Annotated in this window: 18 protein-coding genes, 2 tRNA genes and 1 other RNA gene; 5 read left to right on the plus strand and 16 right to left on the minus strand. The window is 70.5% G+C overall.

The features are described 5' to 3' along the window. Positions 1–259: 259 nt before the first annotated feature. Both ACTMO_RS0117245 and ACTMO_RS0117250 read left to right on the plus strand, forming a co-directional pair. A complete protein-coding gene (locus ACTMO_RS0117245; protein WP_245556223.1) occupies positions 260–1,501 on the plus strand; it encodes a hypothetical protein in 1,242 nt (413 codons plus the stop codon). Between the two features lie 92 nt (positions 1,502–1,593). After that, positions 1,594–2,181, plus strand: coding sequence for a nitroreductase family protein (locus ACTMO_RS0117250; RefSeq protein ID WP_019855935.1), 588 nt, complete (start codon positions 1,594–1,596; stop codon positions 2,179–2,181). Positions 2,182–2,298: 117 nt separating this feature from the next. On the opposite strand, the gene ACTMO_RS0117255 is transcribed toward ACTMO_RS0117250, so the two are convergent. Then, positions 2,299–2,691 (minus strand): hypothetical protein, encoded by a 393-nt coding sequence (locus ACTMO_RS0117255; protein WP_019855936.1) that lies wholly within the window; start codon positions 2,689–2,691, stop codon positions 2,299–2,301. Between the two features lie 140 nt (positions 2,692–2,831). Beyond that, positions 2,832–3,119 (minus strand): hypothetical protein, encoded by a 288-nt coding sequence (locus ACTMO_RS0117260; protein WP_019855937.1) that lies wholly within the window; start codon positions 3,117–3,119, stop codon positions 2,832–2,834. Between the two features lie 249 nt (positions 3,120–3,368). Between ACTMO_RS0117260 and leuA the strand changes: the two genes are divergently transcribed. Next, complete coding sequence (gene leuA / locus ACTMO_RS0117265) at positions 3,369–5,195, plus strand: 2-isopropylmalate synthase (protein ID WP_019855938.1); 1,827 nt, start codon at positions 3,369–3,371, stop codon at positions 5,193–5,195. Between the two features lie 184 nt (positions 5,196–5,379). After that, complete coding sequence (locus tag ACTMO_RS0117270) at positions 5,380–5,607, plus strand: hypothetical protein (RefSeq protein WP_026449353.1); 228 nt, start codon at positions 5,380–5,382, stop codon at positions 5,605–5,607. An 11-nt stretch (positions 5,608–5,618) separates the two neighbouring features. Here the strand turns inward: ACTMO_RS0117270 and ACTMO_RS0117275 are convergent, their stop codons facing one another. The 10 genes from ACTMO_RS0117275 to ffs all read right to left on the minus strand — a co-directional run bounded on the left by ACTMO_RS0117275 (position 5,619) and on the right by ffs (position 15,787). Next, positions 5,619–6,698, minus strand: coding sequence for an ABC transporter ATP-binding protein (locus ACTMO_RS0117275; RefSeq protein ID WP_084792205.1), 1,080 nt, complete (start codon positions 6,696–6,698; stop codon positions 5,619–5,621). Next, positions 6,691–7,692, minus strand: coding sequence for an ABC transporter ATP-binding protein (locus ACTMO_RS0117280; RefSeq protein ID WP_019855941.1), 1,002 nt, complete (start codon positions 7,690–7,692; stop codon positions 6,691–6,693). The genes ACTMO_RS0117275 and ACTMO_RS0117280 overlap by 8 nt, the downstream gene beginning before the upstream one ends. A 6-nt stretch (positions 7,693–7,698) precedes the next feature. After that, positions 7,699–8,637: an ABC transporter permease gene (locus ACTMO_RS0117285; protein WP_019855942.1), complete on the minus strand. Its 939-nt coding sequence runs from the start codon at positions 8,635–8,637 to the stop codon at positions 7,699–7,701. Positions 8,638–8,805: 168 nt separating this feature from the next. After that, on the minus strand, positions 8,806–9,816 hold the full coding sequence (locus ACTMO_RS0117290) for an ABC transporter permease (protein ID WP_019855943.1): 1,011 nt from the start codon (positions 9,814–9,816) through the stop codon (positions 8,806–8,808). 42 nt (positions 9,817–9,858) lie between these two features. Then, positions 9,859–11,544 carry an ABC transporter substrate-binding protein gene (locus ACTMO_RS0117295; RefSeq protein ID WP_019855944.1) on the minus strand — a complete coding sequence of 562 codons (1,686 nt, stop codon included), beginning with the start codon at positions 11,542–11,544 and terminating at the stop codon, positions 9,859–9,861. A 180-nt stretch (positions 11,545–11,724) separates the two neighbouring features. Continuing rightward, a complete protein-coding gene (locus ACTMO_RS0117300; protein ID WP_019855945.1) occupies positions 11,725–12,360 on the minus strand; it encodes a uridine kinase family protein in 636 nt (211 codons plus the stop codon). Next, positions 12,357–12,953: a recombination mediator RecR gene (gene recR, locus ACTMO_RS0117305; protein ID WP_019855946.1), complete on the minus strand. Its 597-nt coding sequence runs from the start codon at positions 12,951–12,953 to the stop codon at positions 12,357–12,359. The genes ACTMO_RS0117300 and recR overlap by 4 nt, the downstream gene beginning before the upstream one ends. 10 nt (positions 12,954–12,963) lie before the next feature. Further along, entirely contained in the window at positions 12,964–13,323 is a 360-nt protein-coding gene (locus ACTMO_RS0117310) for a YbaB/EbfC family nucleoid-associated protein (RefSeq protein WP_019855947.1), read from the minus strand. 154 nt (positions 13,324–13,477) lie between these two features. Then, entirely contained in the window at positions 13,478–15,592 is a 2,115-nt protein-coding gene (locus ACTMO_RS0117315; RefSeq protein WP_033402045.1) for a DNA polymerase III subunit gamma and tau, read from the minus strand. 98 nt (positions 15,593–15,690) lie between these two features. Continuing rightward, positions 15,691–15,787, minus strand: an RNA gene (gene ffs, locus ACTMO_RS22560) — signal recognition particle sRNA small type. Positions 15,788–15,900: 113 nt separating this feature from the next. On the opposite strand from ffs, the gene ACTMO_RS0117320 reads away from it, so the two are divergent. Continuing rightward, positions 15,901–15,986 (plus strand) — tRNA-Ser (locus tag ACTMO_RS0117320). A 211-nt stretch (positions 15,987–16,197) separates the two neighbouring features. Here ACTMO_RS0117320 and ACTMO_RS0117325 read toward each other — a convergent pair. From ACTMO_RS0117325 to ACTMO_RS0117340, 4 genes are all read right to left on the minus strand, one after another. After that, positions 16,198–16,282 (minus strand) — tRNA-Ser (locus ACTMO_RS0117325). Positions 16,283–16,438: 156 nt separating this feature from the next. Next, the gene (locus tag ACTMO_RS0117330) at positions 16,439–16,687 is read right to left on the minus strand and encodes a CsbD family protein (RefSeq protein WP_019855949.1); all 249 of its coding nucleotides are present in this window, start codon (positions 16,685–16,687) and stop codon (positions 16,439–16,441) included. Between the two features lie 66 nt (positions 16,688–16,753). Continuing rightward, positions 16,754–17,197 (minus strand): deaminase, encoded by a 444-nt coding sequence (locus ACTMO_RS0117335; protein ID WP_033402046.1) that lies wholly within the window; start codon positions 17,195–17,197, stop codon positions 16,754–16,756. An 89-nt stretch (positions 17,198–17,286) separates the two neighbouring features. After that, positions 17,287–17,769, minus strand: coding sequence for a tRNA adenosine deaminase-associated protein (locus ACTMO_RS0117340; protein ID WP_019855951.1), 483 nt, complete (start codon positions 17,767–17,769; stop codon positions 17,287–17,289). Between the last annotated feature and the right edge of the window lie 137 nt (positions 17,770–17,906).

The raw sequence follows: 17,906 nt of genomic DNA on the forward strand, positions 1-17,906 counted from the left end.
GCCGCGCGGATCTCCCGCGTGCGGGACGCCCCACACAGACACCGGGATGACGGAAGCCGCCGGCCCGAGAAACCCCGCGAACGACGAACGCGCCGACGAACTCCGCGGCCGGGCGACCGAGCACTTCCGCCGGGCCGCTCCGCTGTCAGCCCAGCCTACCGAACGAACACCACCGGAGGGGACACCCGTTTGCCGTGGCTAGCCTGGTTTCCGCGTGTCAGGCACGGCCGTTCACCACCGACGAGGGAAGGGTCCACGGTTGTCCGCGACGGGAGAAACGCTCGGCCCCACGCCGTCCACTTCCGGAGAAACCCCCGGTGACCAGCGGACAGCTCTGGTGGGACCCCACCTTCCCCGGCGGGCGGAGAGGACGGCGACCGTCCGTCGTCGCGGGTTCGACCCGGTTCCGGCGGTGCTGTATCTCACCGTCCACGTTCTGGGACTCCTGGTGTTGGCGGCCCTCTGCGCGAGCCAGGGCAAGCAGCTTCTGCCCGTGCTGTTCTCGTGGGACTCGGACTGGTACCTCCAGATCGCCGCCAACGGCTACGACGGTGTCTCTCCCACGATGTTGGACGGGCACGGCCACCACCACCCGGGGACAGCGATGGCCTTCTTCCCCGGCCTCCCCCTCTCGATCCGCGCGGTGGCGCTGCTGCCGGGGCTGGATCCACCGGGGGCCGCCCTGCTGGTGAACCTGGCCGCCGGTCTGGTCTGCGCCTACGGGCTGGCCCGGCTGGCTCGACTGGTCACCGGATCACGACGTGTCGGCCTGGTGCTGGTGGTGCTGTTCTCGGCGACGCCGATGTCGGTCGTGCTGATCATGCCCTACACCGAGGCGCTGTTCTGCGCCCTGTCCGTGTGGGCGCTGGTCGGCGTGCTGGAGAACCGCTGGTCGTGGGCGGGACTGTGCTGCCTGGCCGCCGGGCTGATCCGTCCCACCGGGGTGGTACTGATCGCCGTGGTGGTCACGGCCGCCGTGGTGGCGCTCGCGCGGGGACGAGCCGGACGAGCCCCCTGGGTGGCCTGCCTGCTCGCTCCCCTCGGCACCCTCGCCTACCTCGGATGGGTGGCCGTACGCACCGGCGATCCGAACGGCTACTTCGAGATCCAGCAGCGCGGCTGGTCCTCCTCCTTCGACGGGGGAGTCAGCACGGCGCGGTTCGTGCTCGAAACGCTGACCACCGACAAGGACACCTTCGTGACCCTGACGGCCTGGCTGGTGCTGTGCGCCGTGGTGCTGCTGGTGCTGTGTCCGCACGCGAGGCTGCCGTGGCCGCTCGTGGTGTTCGCGGCCCTCGTGCTGGCCCTCGCCCTCGGTTCGGACGGACTGATGTTCTCCAAGGTGCGTCTGATGCTGCCCGCCTTTCCGCTGCTGCTGCCGCCCGCGCTCGGTCTCGCCCGACGGGGCGGGCTCACGGCGATAGTCTCGACCACGCTGTTCGTCTGTTTCGGCTCGTGGTTCAGCGCCTACGCGCTGGCCGTGTGGCCCTACGCGATCTGAGGGCGCACGGCCGACGGGCACCCACACCGGAAGGTTCACCCGAACAGCGAGGACGACCGAAGTCCCCACGATCCGACGACTCTGGAGGAACTGTGAAACCGGCCGACTCCTCCGTACCGCTGCATCCCCTGCTCGCCGAACGCTGGAGCCCGCGAGCACTGAGTCCTGAGCCGGCGGTGACCGACAAACAGTTCACGGCACTGTTCGAAGCCGCGCGCTGGGCCCCCTCCTGGGGCAACACCCAGCCCGCGCGTTTCGTGGCGGGTCGCCGTGGCGAGACCACCTTCGACAAGCTGCACGCCACGCTCTCCCGGGGCAACCACGGCTGGGCGGGCAACGCCGGAGCCCTCGTGCTCGGCGTGGCCCGGAAACTCGACGAGAAGGGCGAGCCCTTCCCCTACGGGGAGTACGGCCTGGGGCTGGCCGTGGAGAACCTCGTCCTGCAGGCGGTGGCCGAAGGACTGGTCGCCCACCAGATGGCCGGTTTCGACCGGGACGCGGCCCGACAGGCCTTCGGTGTTCCCGAGGACTACGAACCGCTGGTGGTGATCGCCGTCGGAGCCCAGGGAGACGGCGACGAGCTGCCCGAGCGCCTGCGCGAGAAGGAGAACGCCCCCCGGCAACGCGTGGCCCTGGAGGAGCTCGTGTTCGGCGAGGGCTGGAACAGCTCCGCCTTCTGAGTCCGAAGAGGACCGAAGGAACCGTCCCCGTGGGCCCGGCGGGTCAGCGGGGACGGGCGCCCCCTCGGACGGCTTCCCGCCGAGCACGCCGAGCACGCCGGGCGCGGCGGGAAGTGCTCATCCGGCGCGGCCTCCGAGCAGGCGCAGCAGGCGACCGGCCGCCGCGGAGACGAGCAGCCAGCACACCGCGGCCGAGCCGTGGTTGAGCAACACCTGCAACTTCGGCGCCCGCGGTTTGACGAACAGGTCCCGGAAGCCGAACGCCAGGGTCTCGGCCCAGTCGGCGACGAACCGGACCAGGGCGTTGGCCGGGTTGGCTCCGGCCACCGTCAGCAGCACGTGCACGGCCAGCAACGCGGCGGCCACTGTGCACACCCACCGCACGACCGTGGCCAGTGTCCCGAACAGTCGCGCGCGGAACACGGCGAACTCGAACCCGCCACGCAGGCGGTGTCCCCCGGAACGTCCGGCCCGTCCCGTGCGCGCCGAACCCGCCACCTCGTCGGACATGCCGGAAGTGTGCCACGACACACCGCACGATTACCAGCAGGTAGCCGGGTTCGAACGCACTCGCGGAACGCCGGGACGGCAACGTGGACGGTGGGGACTCGACCCCGGCGCACAAGCGGCCGAGCGGGTCCTTGCGGGGCTCACCCGAAGACGCGGGCCAACAGTCCCCCGAGCAGCATCCAGAACAGCGCGGCCAGTCCGTAGTCCAGCAGGATCTGCAACTCCGGTGTGGGCGCGTCGACCAGACCGGGGAAGAACAACGCCAGCGGTTCCGCCGCCTGCCGGACCGACTGCGCCAACCGCCCCTCCGGCTGGAAGTCGAAGAGCACGAACACCGTGTGGGCCACCAGCAGCACGGCCAGCAGGAACCCCGCTCCCTGGAAGAGGGTGGCCACGGCCGATCCGGAGTTGGTCTTGTTGGACGCCATACCGTCCAGCCTGCCGCAGAAGCGGGGCGAGGACGATCACTCCACCCGCCGAATCCCCCGCCCGGTTCCAGCATTCGGAACAGCCGGTTGCGTGTCGGACACGGGGTGCGGTTAGGCTGGCGCCGTGACTTTCCGCCTCCTGCTTCGACGCCGCGACGGGGTCAGTTAGACCGGCCCCTCGTCGCGGAGGTCGAACGTGCCGGTCGATCAGTCGGAAGCAACCGCGCACGAGCAGGAGCGAGCCGGACCATGAACGAGCAGCATCCCACCACGGAGACGACCGGCCGTCACGAGGACGTCAGGGCCAGGCTGCGTACCCCCTCCCGCCCCGCCCCGGCGGACCAGGCACCGTGGAACCCCCAGCGCGGCAGTTCGATGCCGTTCCACCGCTACCGCCCCTTCCAGGAGCTGGTCGAGGACGTCGCCCTGTCGGACCGCACCTGGCCCGACCAGCGCATCACCCGCGCTCCCCTGTGGGCGGCCGTGGACCTGCGGGACGGCAACCAGGCCCTGATCGACCCGATGTCGCCCGCGCGCAAGCGGCGGATGTTCGAACTGCTGATCAGGATGGGCTTCAAGGAGATCGAAGTCGGGTTCCCCGCAGCGAGCCAGACCGACTTCGACTTCGTCCGCGAGATCATCGAGGACGAGGCCATCCCCCGGGACGTGCGTATCCAGGTGCTGACCCAGGCCCGCCCGGACCTCATCGAACGCACCTTCGCGTCCCTGGAGGGGGCGCACTCCGCGATCGTGCACCTGTACAACTCGACCTCGATCCTGCAACGCAGGGTCGTGTTCGGCGAGGAACGCACCGGGATCACCAAGATCGCCCAGCAGGGCGCCGAGGTCGTGCGGGAGTGCGCGGCCAAACAGCCGGACACGGACTTCCGCTTCCAGTACTCCCCCGAGTCGTTCACCGGCACCGAGCTGTCCTACGCGGTGGAGGTCTGCGACGCGGTCACCGAGATCTGGGAACCCACCCCCGAGAGGCCGGTGATCCTCAACCTGCCGGCCACGGTGGAGATGGCCACCCCGAACGTCTACGCGGACTCCATCGAGTGGATGAACCGCGCACTGTCCCGTCGGGACTCGGTGATCCTGTCGCTGCACCCGCACAACGACAGGGGGACCGCCATCGCCGCCGCGGAGCTCGGCTACCAGGCCGGAGCGGACCGGATCGAGGGCTGTCTGTTCGGCAACGGTGAGCGCACCGGCAACGTGGACCTGGTCGCGCTGGCCATGAACCTGTTCAGCCAGGGGGTGGACCCCCAGTTGGACATCTCCGACATCGACTACGTCAAACGCACGGTCGAGCACTGCAACCAGCTTCCCGTCCCCGAGAGGCAGCCCTGGGGCGGCGAGCTGGTCTACACGGCCTTCTCCGGCAGCCACCAGGACGCGATCAACAAGGGGCTGCGCGCCCACCGCCAGGCCGCCGAGCGGGCGGGGGTGCCGGAGGACGAGTACCCGTGGGAGGTGCCCTACCTGCCGATCGACCCCAAGGACGTGGGGCGCAGCTACGAGGCCGTGATCCGGGTCAACTCGCAGTCCGGCAAGGGCGGCATCGCCTACGTGATGAAGACCGAGCACCAGCTCGACCTGCCGCGCAAGCTGCAGATCGAGCTGTCCAAACTGGTCCAGCAGCGCACCGACTCCGAGGGCGGCGAGGTGGAGCCCCACGAGATGTGGGAGGTCTTCGCCGGGGAGTACCTGGACTCGACCACGCCGCTGGAGCTGGTCCGACAGCGGATCGGCGGGGAGGCCGGCGAGGAGACCACGGTCGAGGCGACCGTGCGGGTGGACGGCGTCGAGCACCCCGTCACCGGCAAGGGCAACGGCCCCATCGCCGCGTTCGTGAACGCGCTGGCCACGGTGGGTTACGAGGTACGGGTGCTGGACTACCACGAGCACGCCATGACCTCCGGTGACGACGCCAAGGCCGCGGCCTACCTGGAGTGCTCCCTGGACGACTCCTCCGGCACCGCGCGGGTGCTCTGGGGCGCGGCGATCGACACCTCCACCGTCACCGCCTCGTTGAACGCCGTGGTCTCGGCGGTGAACCGGGCCCATCGCTGAACCCGGCCCGGGAGCCGTCCCCTTACACCGACGGCGGACGGCTCCCCGCGCCCGCCGCGCGAGCGGGGGAGACGATCACGATCCGGTGAAAAGCCGCCGGCACGGTGGGAACACGGTTTGCCAGCACGCCCGGGCACCGGTTCACTGGACGGAGATCACCCGAGCCGAACGGAGGTGGCGCACGGTGGGCACCCGTGAGCGCGGCGAGCAGCTCGACCCGGAAGGGCTGAGTTGGAGCGTTCCCTGCCACACCTCCCCCGCGGGCTCCGAGGACGAGGAGGTGCGGGTTCTCGTGCTGGGTGACCGGATCGGCCTGGTGCTTCCCCCCGGCGAGACCCTGGTGCTCACCCCCGAGGAGGCCGAGGAGTTCTCCGAGCTGCTGGAGGCCGCCAGCGCCTCCGCCGGTTCCTGAGCGGGACCGACTCACCCCGACTCCGCGGGGGATCGGCCCCGCTCGATCGACTCCGCGTAGTGACAGGCCACCAGGTGCCCTCCGCCGACGTCCCGCAGGGACGGACGCTCGACGTCACACACCCCCGGCCTGCTCCAGGGACACCGGGTGTGGAACCGGCACCCGCTCGGGGGAGCCGCCGGTGAGGGAAGGTCCCCCGGAAGCAGGATCCGCTCCCTGCGGTCCTCCACCTCGGGGTCGGGCACCGGCACCGCGGAGAGCAGCGCCCTGGTGTAGGGGTGCATCGGACGCTCGTACAGCACGTCCGAATCGGACTCCTCCACCAGCACGCCCAGATACATCACCCCGACGCGGTCGGCGACGTGCCGCACCACGGCCAGGTCGTGCGCGATCACCAGGTAGGTCAGCCCGAACCGCTCCTGCAGATCCCGCAGCACGTTGAGCACCTGGGCCTGCACCGAGACGTCCAACGCCGACACGGGCTCGTCGGCCACGACCAGCTCGGGCCGCACGGCCAGCGCCCGGGCTATGCCGATGCGTTGGCGCTGGCCGCCGGAGAACTCGTGCGGATACCCCCGCAGCGCACCGGCGGGCAGCCCCACGGCGGAGAGCAGTTCCCGCAGTAGACGGTCGGTGCTCTCGCTCCCCTCGTCCAGGCCGTGCGCGCGCAGCGCCTCGACCAGCAGGGACTCCACGGACTGCCGCGGATCCAACGAGGACAGGGTGTCCTGGAACACCATCTGCATCCTGCGGCGCATACGCCGCAGTCGCCGTCCGGACATGTCGGACAGCTCGATCCCGTCGAAACGGATCGAGCCGCTGGTGGGGCGTTCCAGCCGGAGCAGAGCCTTGCCGAGGGTGGACTTGCCGCAGCCGGACTCGCCGACCAGCCCGTAGGTACGGCCTCGTTCGATCCGCAGCGACACCCCGTCCACCGCGTACACCCACCCCACGGTCCGGTCGAACACCACACCGCGCCTGATCGGGTAGTGCACGCACACCTCGTCCAGTTCCACCAGGGCGTCGCCGGTGTGTTCGGGCGGGGGCGCGGCCTCTGGTCGACGCGCGGGGCTCGGGGTGGGTTCAGTCATGGGACGACTCCGTGTTCCCGACGTCGGTGTCCAGCGGGTTGTGACAGCGCAGCAGCCGCCCCGGACCGACCGTCTCCACGGCGGGCGAGCGTTCGGAGCACACCGGCAGCGCCGAGGCACAGCGCGGGCTGAACGCGCACCCCACCGACCAGGGGATGTTGTCCTCGACCGAACCGGCGATCGGGGCGAGCCGCTGTCCGCGCGGGGTGTCCAGGCGGGGAACCGACTCCAGCAGCCCCGCCGTGTACGGGTGGCGGGGGGCGGCGAAAAGCGCGTGCCGATCGGCGCACTCCACGATCCGCCCCGCGTAGAGCACGTTCACCTCGTCGCACATCCCCGCCACCACCCCGAGATCGTGCGTGATCAGCACCAGTGCCGTCCCCGTCTCGGCGACCAGCTCGCGGAGCAGGCTCAGGATCTGGGCCTGGATGGTCACGTCCAGCGCGGTGGTGGGTTCGTCGGCGATGAGCAGCCGCGGTCGGCAGGCCAGCGCCATGGCGATCAGCGCCCGCTGGCGCATTCCCCCCGAGAGCTGGTGGGAGTACTCCCGCAGCCGACGACGGGGGTCGGGGATCCCCACCCGGTCCAGCAACGACTCCGCCTCCCGGGTGGCGACGCGGCGGGACATGCCACGGTGACGTTCCATCACCTCGGACACCTGGATCCCGAGGGGAACCACCGGGTTGAGCGAGGTCAGCGGGTCCTGGAAGACCATGCTCATCTCGCTGCCCCTCCTGCGGTCCCACTCCCGCCGGGACAGCCCCAGCAGCTCCGTGCCGTCCAGCACGACCGATCCGGACACCTCGGTCCCGTCCCGGGGCAGCAGCCCCATCACCGCCAGGGAGGTCACGGACTTCCCGCACCCGGACTCACCGACCAGCCCCACCGTCCTGCCGGCGGGAACGTCGAAGGAGACCCCGTCCACGGCCGCCACCGTCGGCTCTCCCCGGCGCACGAACCGCACGGCCAGATCACGCACCTCCAACAGGGCCATGGGCGCTCATCTCCGCTTCTTCGGGTCGAGGGCCTCGCGCAACGACTCGCCGACGAGCGTGAACCCCAGCGCGACGACGATGATGCAACCGGCGGGCCAGAAGGCCAGCTGGGGATGGGTGTCGAAGAAGTCCTGGGCCGAACCGAGCATCTGCCCCCACTCGGGGGTGGAGGTGTCGGCCGAGCCCAGACCCAGGAAGGACAGCGCGGCGGCGTCGATGATGGCCACGGCCAGCATCAGGGTGGCCTGCACGACCACCGGCCCCAGGGCGTTGGGCAGCATGTGCCGGAACACCACCGAGCGTTCGGGCACGCCGAGGGCCCTGGCCGCGAGCACGTGGTCGCTGGCCCGCTGGGCGAGCATGGTTCCGCGCAGCAGCCGCCCGAACACCGGGATCTGCACGGTGGCCACCGCGATGATCACGGTGAACCGGGACTGTTGCTGGAACAGCGCGCCGATGGACACCGCCAGCAGCAGCGAGGGCACCGAGAGCAGCACATCCACCACCCGCATGACCAGGGTGTCCACCCACCCTCCGAACGCCCCGGCCAGGATCCCCAGGGTCAGGCCGCCTCCGAGGCCGAGCACCGTGGCCGTCAGGGCCACCAGCAGGGTCTGCTGGGAACCGATCAGCAGCCGGGACAGCAGCGGTCTGCCGTACTGGTCCCCGCCGAGCGGGAATCCCGGTTGCGGCGCGGGGATGCGGTTGTCGGCCCGGGACACCTGGTCCTCCAGCAGCCGCAGCGCCGGATCGTGGGCCGCCAGCAGCGGGGACACCAGCGCCAGCAGCGCGAAGGCCGCGATGATCCCGGCCCCGACGAGGAAGGTGGGGTTGCGGCGCAGTCTGCGCCACGCGGAGGCGGCGAGGCTGACCCCGGCCGTGGTCGTCGGGGTGGACTCGGCCAGCTCGTCGAGACGTCGTCCGCGTCGCGTTCCCGGAAGCATCAGCGTCCTCCCCCGCTGCCGGGGCGGGACCACCGAGCGGAGGGCGGGCGGGTCCATGCCGAGTCGGCGGGGGCACGACGGCCGGGCACCCACCGAGCTCGCGGCCGGAGGAACGACATCATCCCACCGTCCTTTCCACACGGAGTGCCCACCGGCTTCGGCGGAGGATCACCGGGTGCGCAGCCGGGGGTCGATGACCGCGTAGGCGAGGTCGACCACGAGGTTGACCAGCACGTAGACCATGGCCGTGGCCATGATCACCACTTGGAGCACCGCGTAGTCCTGCCGCTGGAAACCGAGCGAGAGCGCCTGTCCGATCCCGGCTATGTTGAAGACCTGCTCGGTGAGCACCGCCCCGGACAGCAGCGCCCCCGTCTGCAACCCCACGGTGGTGACCACGGGCAGCATCGCGTTGCGCAGGACGTGCCGGGTGCGGATCACCGCCGCGCCGAGCCCCTTGGCCCGGGCCGTGCGCACGTAGTCCTCCTCCAGCACGTCGAGCACCGAGGCCCGGGTGATGCGGAAGATCACCGCGAAGGGGATGGTGGACAGGGCGGCGGCGGGCAGCAGCAGGTGCAGCAGGGCGTTCCACGCCGCGTCCCACTCCCGGGTGAGCAGCCCGTCCAGCACGTAGAAGCCCGTGGCGTGCGTGGCGTTCGTCCCCGCCTCCTGACGACCGGAGGCGGGCAGCAGGCCCAGTTCGATCGCGAAGACGTACTTCAGCAGGAAGGCCAGGAAGAACACCGGAACCGCCACTCCCAGCAGCGACCAGGTGATGCTCAGGTTGTCCAACCAACCGCCCTGACGACGTCCGGCGACGTAGCCCAGCGGAATGCCCACCAGCACCGCGATCGTCAGCGCCAGCACCGAGAGTTCGATCGTGGCCGGCATCCGCTGGAGGAACACCTCCAGGGCGGGGGTCCCCGGCTGCACCCCGGTGGAGACACCGAAGTCGCCGGTGACCGCACGCCCCAGGAACCTCCAGTACTGCACGTACAGCGGCTGGTTCAGCCCGAGCTGCTCGACCAGTTCGGCCCTGGACCGCTCGGTGGCCCGTTCCCCCAGCAGCGCGGACACCGGGCCTCCCGGCAGGGCGCGCAGCCAGGCGAACAGCAGCAGCGACAGCACGAGCGTGACGATCACGAGCTGCCCGAGTCGTCGGACGGTGTAGCGAAGCACTCCGGCCCCCTGGTGTCGCGGTCCGCGTCACGGCCATGCCCGTCAGTTCTCCACCCGCACCGTGGAGAACCGCTCGGCGGTCAACGGGGACGGGACCAGCCCCTCGACATCCGGGGAGGTGACGATGGCCGGGGGTGAGTGGGCCAGCGGAACGGCGGGCAGGTACTCCGACTTCAGGTCCCGGTTGATGTCGGCGTACATCCGCTCCCGGCTCTTCGGGTCGGGTTCCCGGTCGGCTGCTTCGAGCCGGTCGGCCAGCTCCCCGCCCCAGGGGGCCGGTTCGGTGTAGAACTGGTTGTTCGTGCTGCCGAAGAAGGTCCCGATGAAGTTGTCCGGGGAGTTGTAGTCACCGGTCCAGCCGAGCAGGAAGACCTGCGCCCGGCCCTGGTTCACGTCCGAGATGTAGCCGCCGTTCCACGGTTTGCTGACCGGTTTCACCCGGATCCCGGCCTCGCGGAGATCCCCGGCGATGGCGTTGAAGATCCCTCGCGGATCGGGCATGTACGGCCGGGTCACCTGGGTGGGCCACCAGAACTCGATTTCCAGGTTCGGATGCCCGGCCTCCCGCAACAGTTCACGCGCCCGTTCCGGGTCGTGGGGGTACTTCGTGGTGTCCGGGACGTGACCGTCCACAGAGTCCGGATAGAACAGCTCGGCCACCTCGGCTCCCGCGGGAAGGTTGGCCTCGACCAGGTTGCGTCGGTCGACGGCGTGGGCCAGTGCCTGACGGACCCGCAGGTCACGCAGCGCCGGGTTGTCCCGCTGCGAGATCCCCATGTAGAGAATGTTGAACGGGTCGCGGACCCGGACGTCGAAGCCCTGCTCCCGCAGGGAGGCCAGATCGGCCGGGTTGGGGTAGTCGTAGCCGTCGATCCCCCCGGAGAGCAGTTCCTGCTTGCGCACGGACTCGTCGGGGATCACCTGGAAGACGAGCCGGTCCACTCCCGCCTTCCGCCCCCAGTAGTCCTCGTTGCGTTCGAGCACCACGGACTGGTTGCTCTCGTCGTGGGAGGCGAACTCGAACGGACCCGTTCCCGTGGGGTGTTTCCGGGCGTATTCGGAGTACTCGAAACTGGATCCACGGGCGCGGACCTCGTCGGCCCCGTACTTCTCCATCGCGGTGGGGGACTGGATGCTGAAGGGGTCCAGCCCCAGGGCGTCCGGGAACTTGGAGGTCGGTCTGGTGAGTTCGAGCACCACGGTCCCCGCCTCGGGGGCTTCGCAGGAGGAGTACAGCGAGGGCCTCTCGTCCGAGGCGAACCCTCCGAAGGTCTCGATCCAGTAGTAGGACAGCGCCGCGTTCTGCCCGGGACCGGTCTGGTGGTACCAGCGTTCGAAGTTGGCGCAGACCGCCTCGGCGTCGAACGGGGTCCCGTCGTGGAACTCGACGCCCTCCCGCAGGTGGAACGTCCACCGCGTACCGTCCTCGGAGGACTCCCAGTCCGTGGCCAGCTCCGGTTCGATCTCGGCGGTTCCCGGCGCGAAACCGACGAGGCCCTCCATCATCTGCCGGGTCACCCGGAAGGTCTCACCGTCGGAGGCGTAGAAGGGATCGAACAGGGCGGGAGCACCGGCGGCCCCGAAGACGAAGGTGTCCCCGCCGTCCCCCTGGCGCTGGGACTGCACGCACGCGGACAGCGAGACGGCCAGCACGGCGGCCAACCCGGCGGCCGTGATCGCACGTCCCGATCGCGAGGGGCGGGACCCCGTCGAACTGCCTACACCCATCGCTCACTCCGGTGTGTCGTATCTCTCAGAGTGATGCAGACAGTAACCCTGCGAGTGTCCTGCGATCAGGAACCGGGCATTACGATCCCGCTACGATACCGGGAGAAAAAACCGGCAAATCCGCGAAAACGGTGGGCATCCCGGACACGTTCGGCGTTGCCCACGCTGCCGACGAATCCCTCACCCGGCGGGGGTCACCACGAAATCGGCCCGCTGTCCGGTGCGGTCGACCTCGAACCAGTGGCGTTCGAACTCCTGCCACCGCAGCAGCTCCGCGCGACTGTCCACACCGTCCCGGGCCACGGCGCGCGCCAACCTCGTTGCGGCGTCGGCGAGTTCCGTCCACACCGCGGTGGTCACCCGCCCGGCCAGTTCCGCCCGGCCGGAGGAAACCCCTTCCAGCACCAGCACGTCGGGCACGGGAACCTCCACGGTGCCGCCCGTGACCGGAACCCCCTCCGGCCACTCGACCCGCCGGTACCGGCCGGGCCGTCCGCGACTCAACGGCTCCAGCACCCCGGAACGCAGCCGAGGCCACCACCGCACCGGCTCTTCCCAGGTGGCGAAGTCGTCGGTGGGCACCAGCACCGTGGCCACCCCACGGGCACGCAGCCGGGCGAGCACCCGCGCGGCGAACGTGGACTTTCCGGACCCGGAGGGGCCGTCGATCGTGACCAGCCGCACCGGCCCGAGCCCGGGAGAACCGCGCAGCACGTGCCCGGCCACCGCCTCGGCCGCGGTGTCGTCGGCGCGGCCGCGCCACGCGCTCGCGGAAGTACCACCGACCGGAAGATCCCCCCGCCGAGGGACACTCACACCGACCGTCTCCCGGACAACGCCCTGCCGAGGGTGAGCTCGTCGGCGAACTCCAGGTCACCGCCCATCGGCAGCCCCGAGGCCAGGCGGGTGACGCTCAACCCCGGGAAGTCCTGCAACAGCCGGACCAGGTAGGTCGCCGTGGCCTCGCCCTCGGTGTTCGGGTCGGTGGCGATGATGATCTCGGTGATCTCGTCCGTGCCGATCCGGTTGACCAGATCACGGATGCGCAGCTGGTCCGGCCCCACCCCGGAGAGCGGATCGAGCGCGCCGCCGAGCACGTGGTAACGCCCCCGGAACTCGCGGGTGCGTTCGACGGCCAGCACGTCCTTGGGCTCCTCCACCACGCACACCACGCGCGGGTCGCGCCGCGTGTCCCGGCAGATCCGGCATCTCGTCTGCTCCGAAATGTTGCCGCAGACCTCGCAGAAGACCACGCCCTCCTTCACACGTTGCAGCGCGTCCTGCAGACGTGTGACGTCCGCCGGTTCGGCGGACAGCAGATGGAAGGCGATGCGCTGCGCGCCCTTCGGACCGATTCCCGGCAGTCTGCCGAGTTCGTCGATCAGATCCTGGACAGGCCCTTCGTACACTCGTCTCCCGTCACATCCCGGGCAGACCGAGTCCGCCCATGTCCATACCGCCCTGGCCGCCGAGCGCGTTGGTCAGCGGCCCCATCTTCTCGCTCTGCAACTCCTGGGCGGCCCGGTTCGCGTCCCGAACGGCGGCCACCACCATGTCCGCGAGGGTCTCGGTGTCCGAGGGGTCGACCACCTTGGGGTCGATGGTCATGGACTGCAACTCCCCGGCACCGGTGACGGTGGCGGTCACCATGCCGCCACCGGCGGTTCCCGTCACCTCCGAATCGGCGAGTTCCTGCTGAGCGGTCATCAGCTGCTGCTGCATCTGCTGAGCCTGCTTCATGATTTCCTGCATGTTCGGCTGCTGGCCACCAGGTTGCACCGTGGCTCCTCTCCGATCCGGCTGAACCGACCTGTTCGAGCGAAAAGTCTCGTTTCCTCCCAGCGTAGTCGCCGCCCCGTCCCGGCACCGTGTTGCCCGACCCCGGGACCCCCGCCTCGCGGGGATCCCGGTGGAAAGCGGGCCGGAGAGCCCGTCACCAGTCGATCCGGCGCGCCCCGAGCTCGCTGGCGAACAGCTCGACGGCCTCCTCCTCCGGATCCCGGGGGGCCACGGCCCCGGACGGAACACCGGCCATCCCCTCCCCGGAGGTCTCGGCGGGCACCTGCCGAACCGGGGGGGGCGTTTCCCCGGGCGGCTCGGCGGGTCCGTCGGGCGGGGGTTCGGGAACGTCCGGCGGTTCGGGAGGCTCCGGCTCCTCGGGCGGTTCCGGCGGTTCGGGAGGCTCCGGAGGTGCCGGGGGCTCCGGCGGCTCGTCAGGTGGCGGTTCCCGCCGGGCAACGGAGGGGGTGGGGGTCTCCGGCTCGCCGCGCCCCGTTGCCGCCTGCTCCGCCGCCCGTCCGTTCGTGGTGGGATCCTGCGCGGCCGGGGGCTCCGGTTCGGCCCGTGCTGGTCGTTCCGGAGCGGGAGCGGGGCCGGGACCGGCTGTCGTCGGGGACGCGCCCGTCCCCTCGGAGGGGGCGGGCTGTTCCCCCGGCTGCTCACCGTCGACGAGGCACTCGACGGACCACTCCCCGCCCAGCACCTCCCGCATGGCCTCCCGGACGTGCTCGACCCGGTTGGCCCGCCCGAACTGCTTGCGCAGCCCCTCCGTGGGCATCGAGAGCACCAGGGTGTCCCCCCGCAGCTCCCGCACGTTCGCGTTGAGCAGCAGCGCCTGGGTGGGCCGGTTGCGTTCGGCCACGGCCCGCAGCAGTTCGTTCCAGGTCTGACGCAGTTCGGCCGAGGACGTGCCTGCGGGTCGGGACTGCCCACCCGTCTCGGGTTCCGCGCTCCGCTCCTCCCGCGCGGGCGGGTTCGCCGGAGCCGGGGGGGGAGGGGCGGCCGTGGAGTTCGACCCCGTCGGAGCCGCCGGAGCGGACTCCTCCGAGGAGGCGGCCGGGGCAGCGCCACGGTTCTCCTCGGCGGGAGTCGCCCGGGCGGGCGGGGCGACCGTCATGCGCCGCTCCACCCGTTCCAGCCTTTGCAGCAGGGCCTCCTCGGAGGTGGAGGCGGCGGGAAGCATCATCCGCGAGCACAGCAGCTCCAGCACCAGTCTGGGAGCCGTGGCCCCGCGCATCTCGGACAGCCCCGCGTGCACGATCTCGGCGAAACGGGTCAGGGTCGCCACCCCCAACCGCTCGGCCTGCCGGGCCATCCGCTCGGCCCGGTCGCCCACACTGTCGATCAGCCCTCGCTCGCCAGCGTCGGGAACCGAGTGCACCAACATCAGGTCGCGCAGGCGTTCCAGCAGGTCGGAGGCGAAACGCCGCGGATCGTGTCCGGCCTCGACGACCCGGTCGATCGTGTCGTAGACGGCGGCGGCGTCCTCGGCGGCCAGCCCCTCCACCATGGCGTCGAGCAGCGTCTCGTCGGTCGCCCCGAGCAGCGCGACGGCACGCTCGTAGGTGATCCCCTCCGCACCAGCTCCGGCCAGCAGCTGGTCGAGCACGCTCAGCGTGTCCCGCGCCGAACCACCCCCGGCGCGGATGGCCAGCGGATACACCGCCGGATCCACCGTGACGCCTTCCTCGGCGCAGATCCGCTCCAGCAGCTCCCGCAGCTCCCCCGGCGGAATCAACCGGAACGGGTAGTGGTGCGTGCGGGAGCGGATCGTGGTCAGCACCTTGTCCGGCTCGGTGGTGGCGAAGACGAAGACGAGATGCTCGGGAGGCTCCTCGACGATCTTCAGCAGGGCGTTGAACCCCTGCTGGGTGACCATGTGGGCCTCGTCGATGACGAAGATCCGATAGCGCGACTGCGCCGGGGCGAAGGCGGCCCGGTCGCGGAGTTCCCTGGCGTCGTCCACTCCGCCGTGGCTGGCGGCGTCCATCTCGACCACGTCGACGCTGCCCGAACCGTCCGGCCCCAGCGCGACACAGGAGTCACACCGCCCACAGGGCTCGTCCGTCGGTCCTTCGACGCAGTTCAGCGAGCGCGCGAGGATCCGCGCGCTGGATGTCTTGCCGCAACCGCGCGGCCCGGAGAACAGGTAGGCGTGGTTGATCCGGCGCGCGGCCAGCGCGGTCCGCAGCGGTTCGGTGACATGTGACTGCCCCACGACCTCACCGAAGGTCGCCGGTCGATACTTGCGATAGAGCGCGAGCGCCACACCGGCAACGATACGTGCCGACACCGGCCAGCCGGTCACAGGGAGACGCCGCGTCGGAGAGTTCCGAGCACGTCTTCGGCCAAGCCCGGGCCGGACGAAAAAAGGGGACTCCGCGCACCCGTCAGAGCCCGCTTACCCTTGCTGCCTTCCGGCCCTGGGGGAGTTCGCAGGGTGGACGCCGCGCGGAGTCCTCGTCCAGTGTAACGCCCGACCCGACGGGCCGTGTTCCCGCCCCCGTCCACCCCGGACCGCCGGACGAGAGGAGGGGGGTGTCGAAGGTCTTCCGGGCGTGGCGTACACTTTTTCGCGGAGGATTGGCCGAGCGGCCTAAGGCGCACGACTGGAATTCGTGTTGGGTTAACAGCCCTCGCGGGTTCGAATCCCGCATCCTCCGCCGGTGAGAAGCCGGGTGCGAGACACCGCACCCGGCTTTTTCCGTGTCCGGGGCCGGGGGTTCTGTCCGAAGCACGGCCCGGTTCCGCCACGGGGCGCGGACACGAAGAGGATTCCCCGGAGACACGACGTCGCGGCGGCTCGCCGTACCGACGGACGGGGGTGCGGAAACGAGAACGCCGGCTGCGTGGGCAGCCGGCGTCTTCCTCGTGCGGTAGCGGTGGGATTCGAACCCACGGAGGCTCTCGCCTCACGCGATTTCGAGTCGCGCTCCTTAGGCCGCTCGGACACGCTACCGCACACCAGCGTAACGAACGGTTCTCACAGTCGAACGAGGGGGCCCGGTCGTCGAGGCGAGCACGGACGAAACCACGTCACGGCGTTGGGCCGCGCGGGCGTCGGAACACCGTCACCGGGCGCGAACGCCCGGCTCGACCGCGGGTTCCGCCCGGTTCACTCCTGTTTCCGGTCTCCCCGCTGGTCGTCGTCGCCGCGCTGGCCACGCAGCTTGTCACGAGCTTCCTGGACCGTCCCCTCGGCACGGTCCTTGAGGTCCTGGCCGCGTTCCTTGGCCTCTCCTTCGAGACGGTCCCGTTTGCCCGCGTTCTCCACCCGCTGGTTGCCGGTCATCCGGCCGGTCGCCTCCTTGGCCTTGCCGGCCAGTTGTTGGGCCTGCTGTTTGACCTTGTCGAAAGTACTCATCACGACCTCCTTCACCGGGCCACCAGAGGAGTACCCAGCTGTGGACACGAATCACTCTTTGGTGACTCACGTCACATCGCGATGTTCGGTGAAGAACCCTTCGAGCAGGGCGGCGCACTCCTCGGCGAGCACCCCGCCGACCACTTCGGGGCGGTGGTTGACCCTGCGGTCCCGCACCACGTCCCACAGCGAGCCGAGCGCACCGGTACGGGGTTCCCACACTCCGAAGACCACCCGGTCCACCCGCGCCAGCACCAGCGCTCCGGCGCACATCGTGCACGGCTCGACGGTCACCGCCAGGGTGCACCCGGACAGCCGCCACCCGTCGCCGTGCTCGGCGGCCGCCTCCCGCAGCACCTGGATCTCGGCGTGGGCCGTGGGGTCGGACAGAGCCTCCCTCCGGTTGGGCGCACCGGCCAGCAGCCGCCCGTCCGGATCGGCCACCACCGCTCCTATCGGAACGTCACCGGTGCGCACCGCCACGGAGGCGTGTTCGAGCGCGGAGGTCATCAGGGAGCGGTCCCGGTCTCCCGCGAGGGGACCTGCCACTCCCCGTTCCGGACGACCGAATTTCACTCGTTCGAGCGAGTTGTCGGGCACTACAGCCGCTCCAACAGCCCGGAGAACTGCTCCCCGAAACCACAGCGCCGAGCGATCATCTCGAGCTGCTCGTCCGGATACAGGTCCACTTCCTCCATGATCAGCAACAACTCGGCCTCGGGAAGGCCGATGTCGGCCAACAGGGCGAGATTGCCCTCCGGCCAGATCTCGTCGTCGTCCTCGTCCGGCGGATCGCTACGCAGCAGATCCAGCACGTCGGCGGCTATGTCGTAGTCCAGTGCCGCCGCGGCGTCGGACAACGCGAGCTCCACACCGCCGGGCACGGGACGAACCAGCACGAAGAACTCGTCGTCCACATTACACATACCGAGCACCGCTCCCGTGGAACGGAGCTCCCGCAACGCCGTTATCGTCGCGTCCAGCCCGGTCAGTACCGAGCTGTCGAGGGCGCTGCAACGCCACCGGCCGTCCTCGCGAACAGCGGCGACGGCGAAACCCGCGATCGGTGTCTGGCCCGTCATGACGCCACGGTAAAGCGTGCGGACTCCACCCGAAAGCACGATTGCGTGGCCCCGGTCACCCCACCGTACGGAGGAGGCTCGCGGCGACCCGGACGGCCACGCGGCCGGGGCCGTGTCCCGTGGGGCAGTATTGGGCC

Origin of the sequence: Actinopolyspora mortivallis DSM 44261 (assembly GCF_000384035.1) — a bacterium.
GTDB lineage: Bacteria > Actinomycetota > Actinomycetes > Mycobacteriales > Pseudonocardiaceae > Actinopolyspora > Actinopolyspora mortivallis.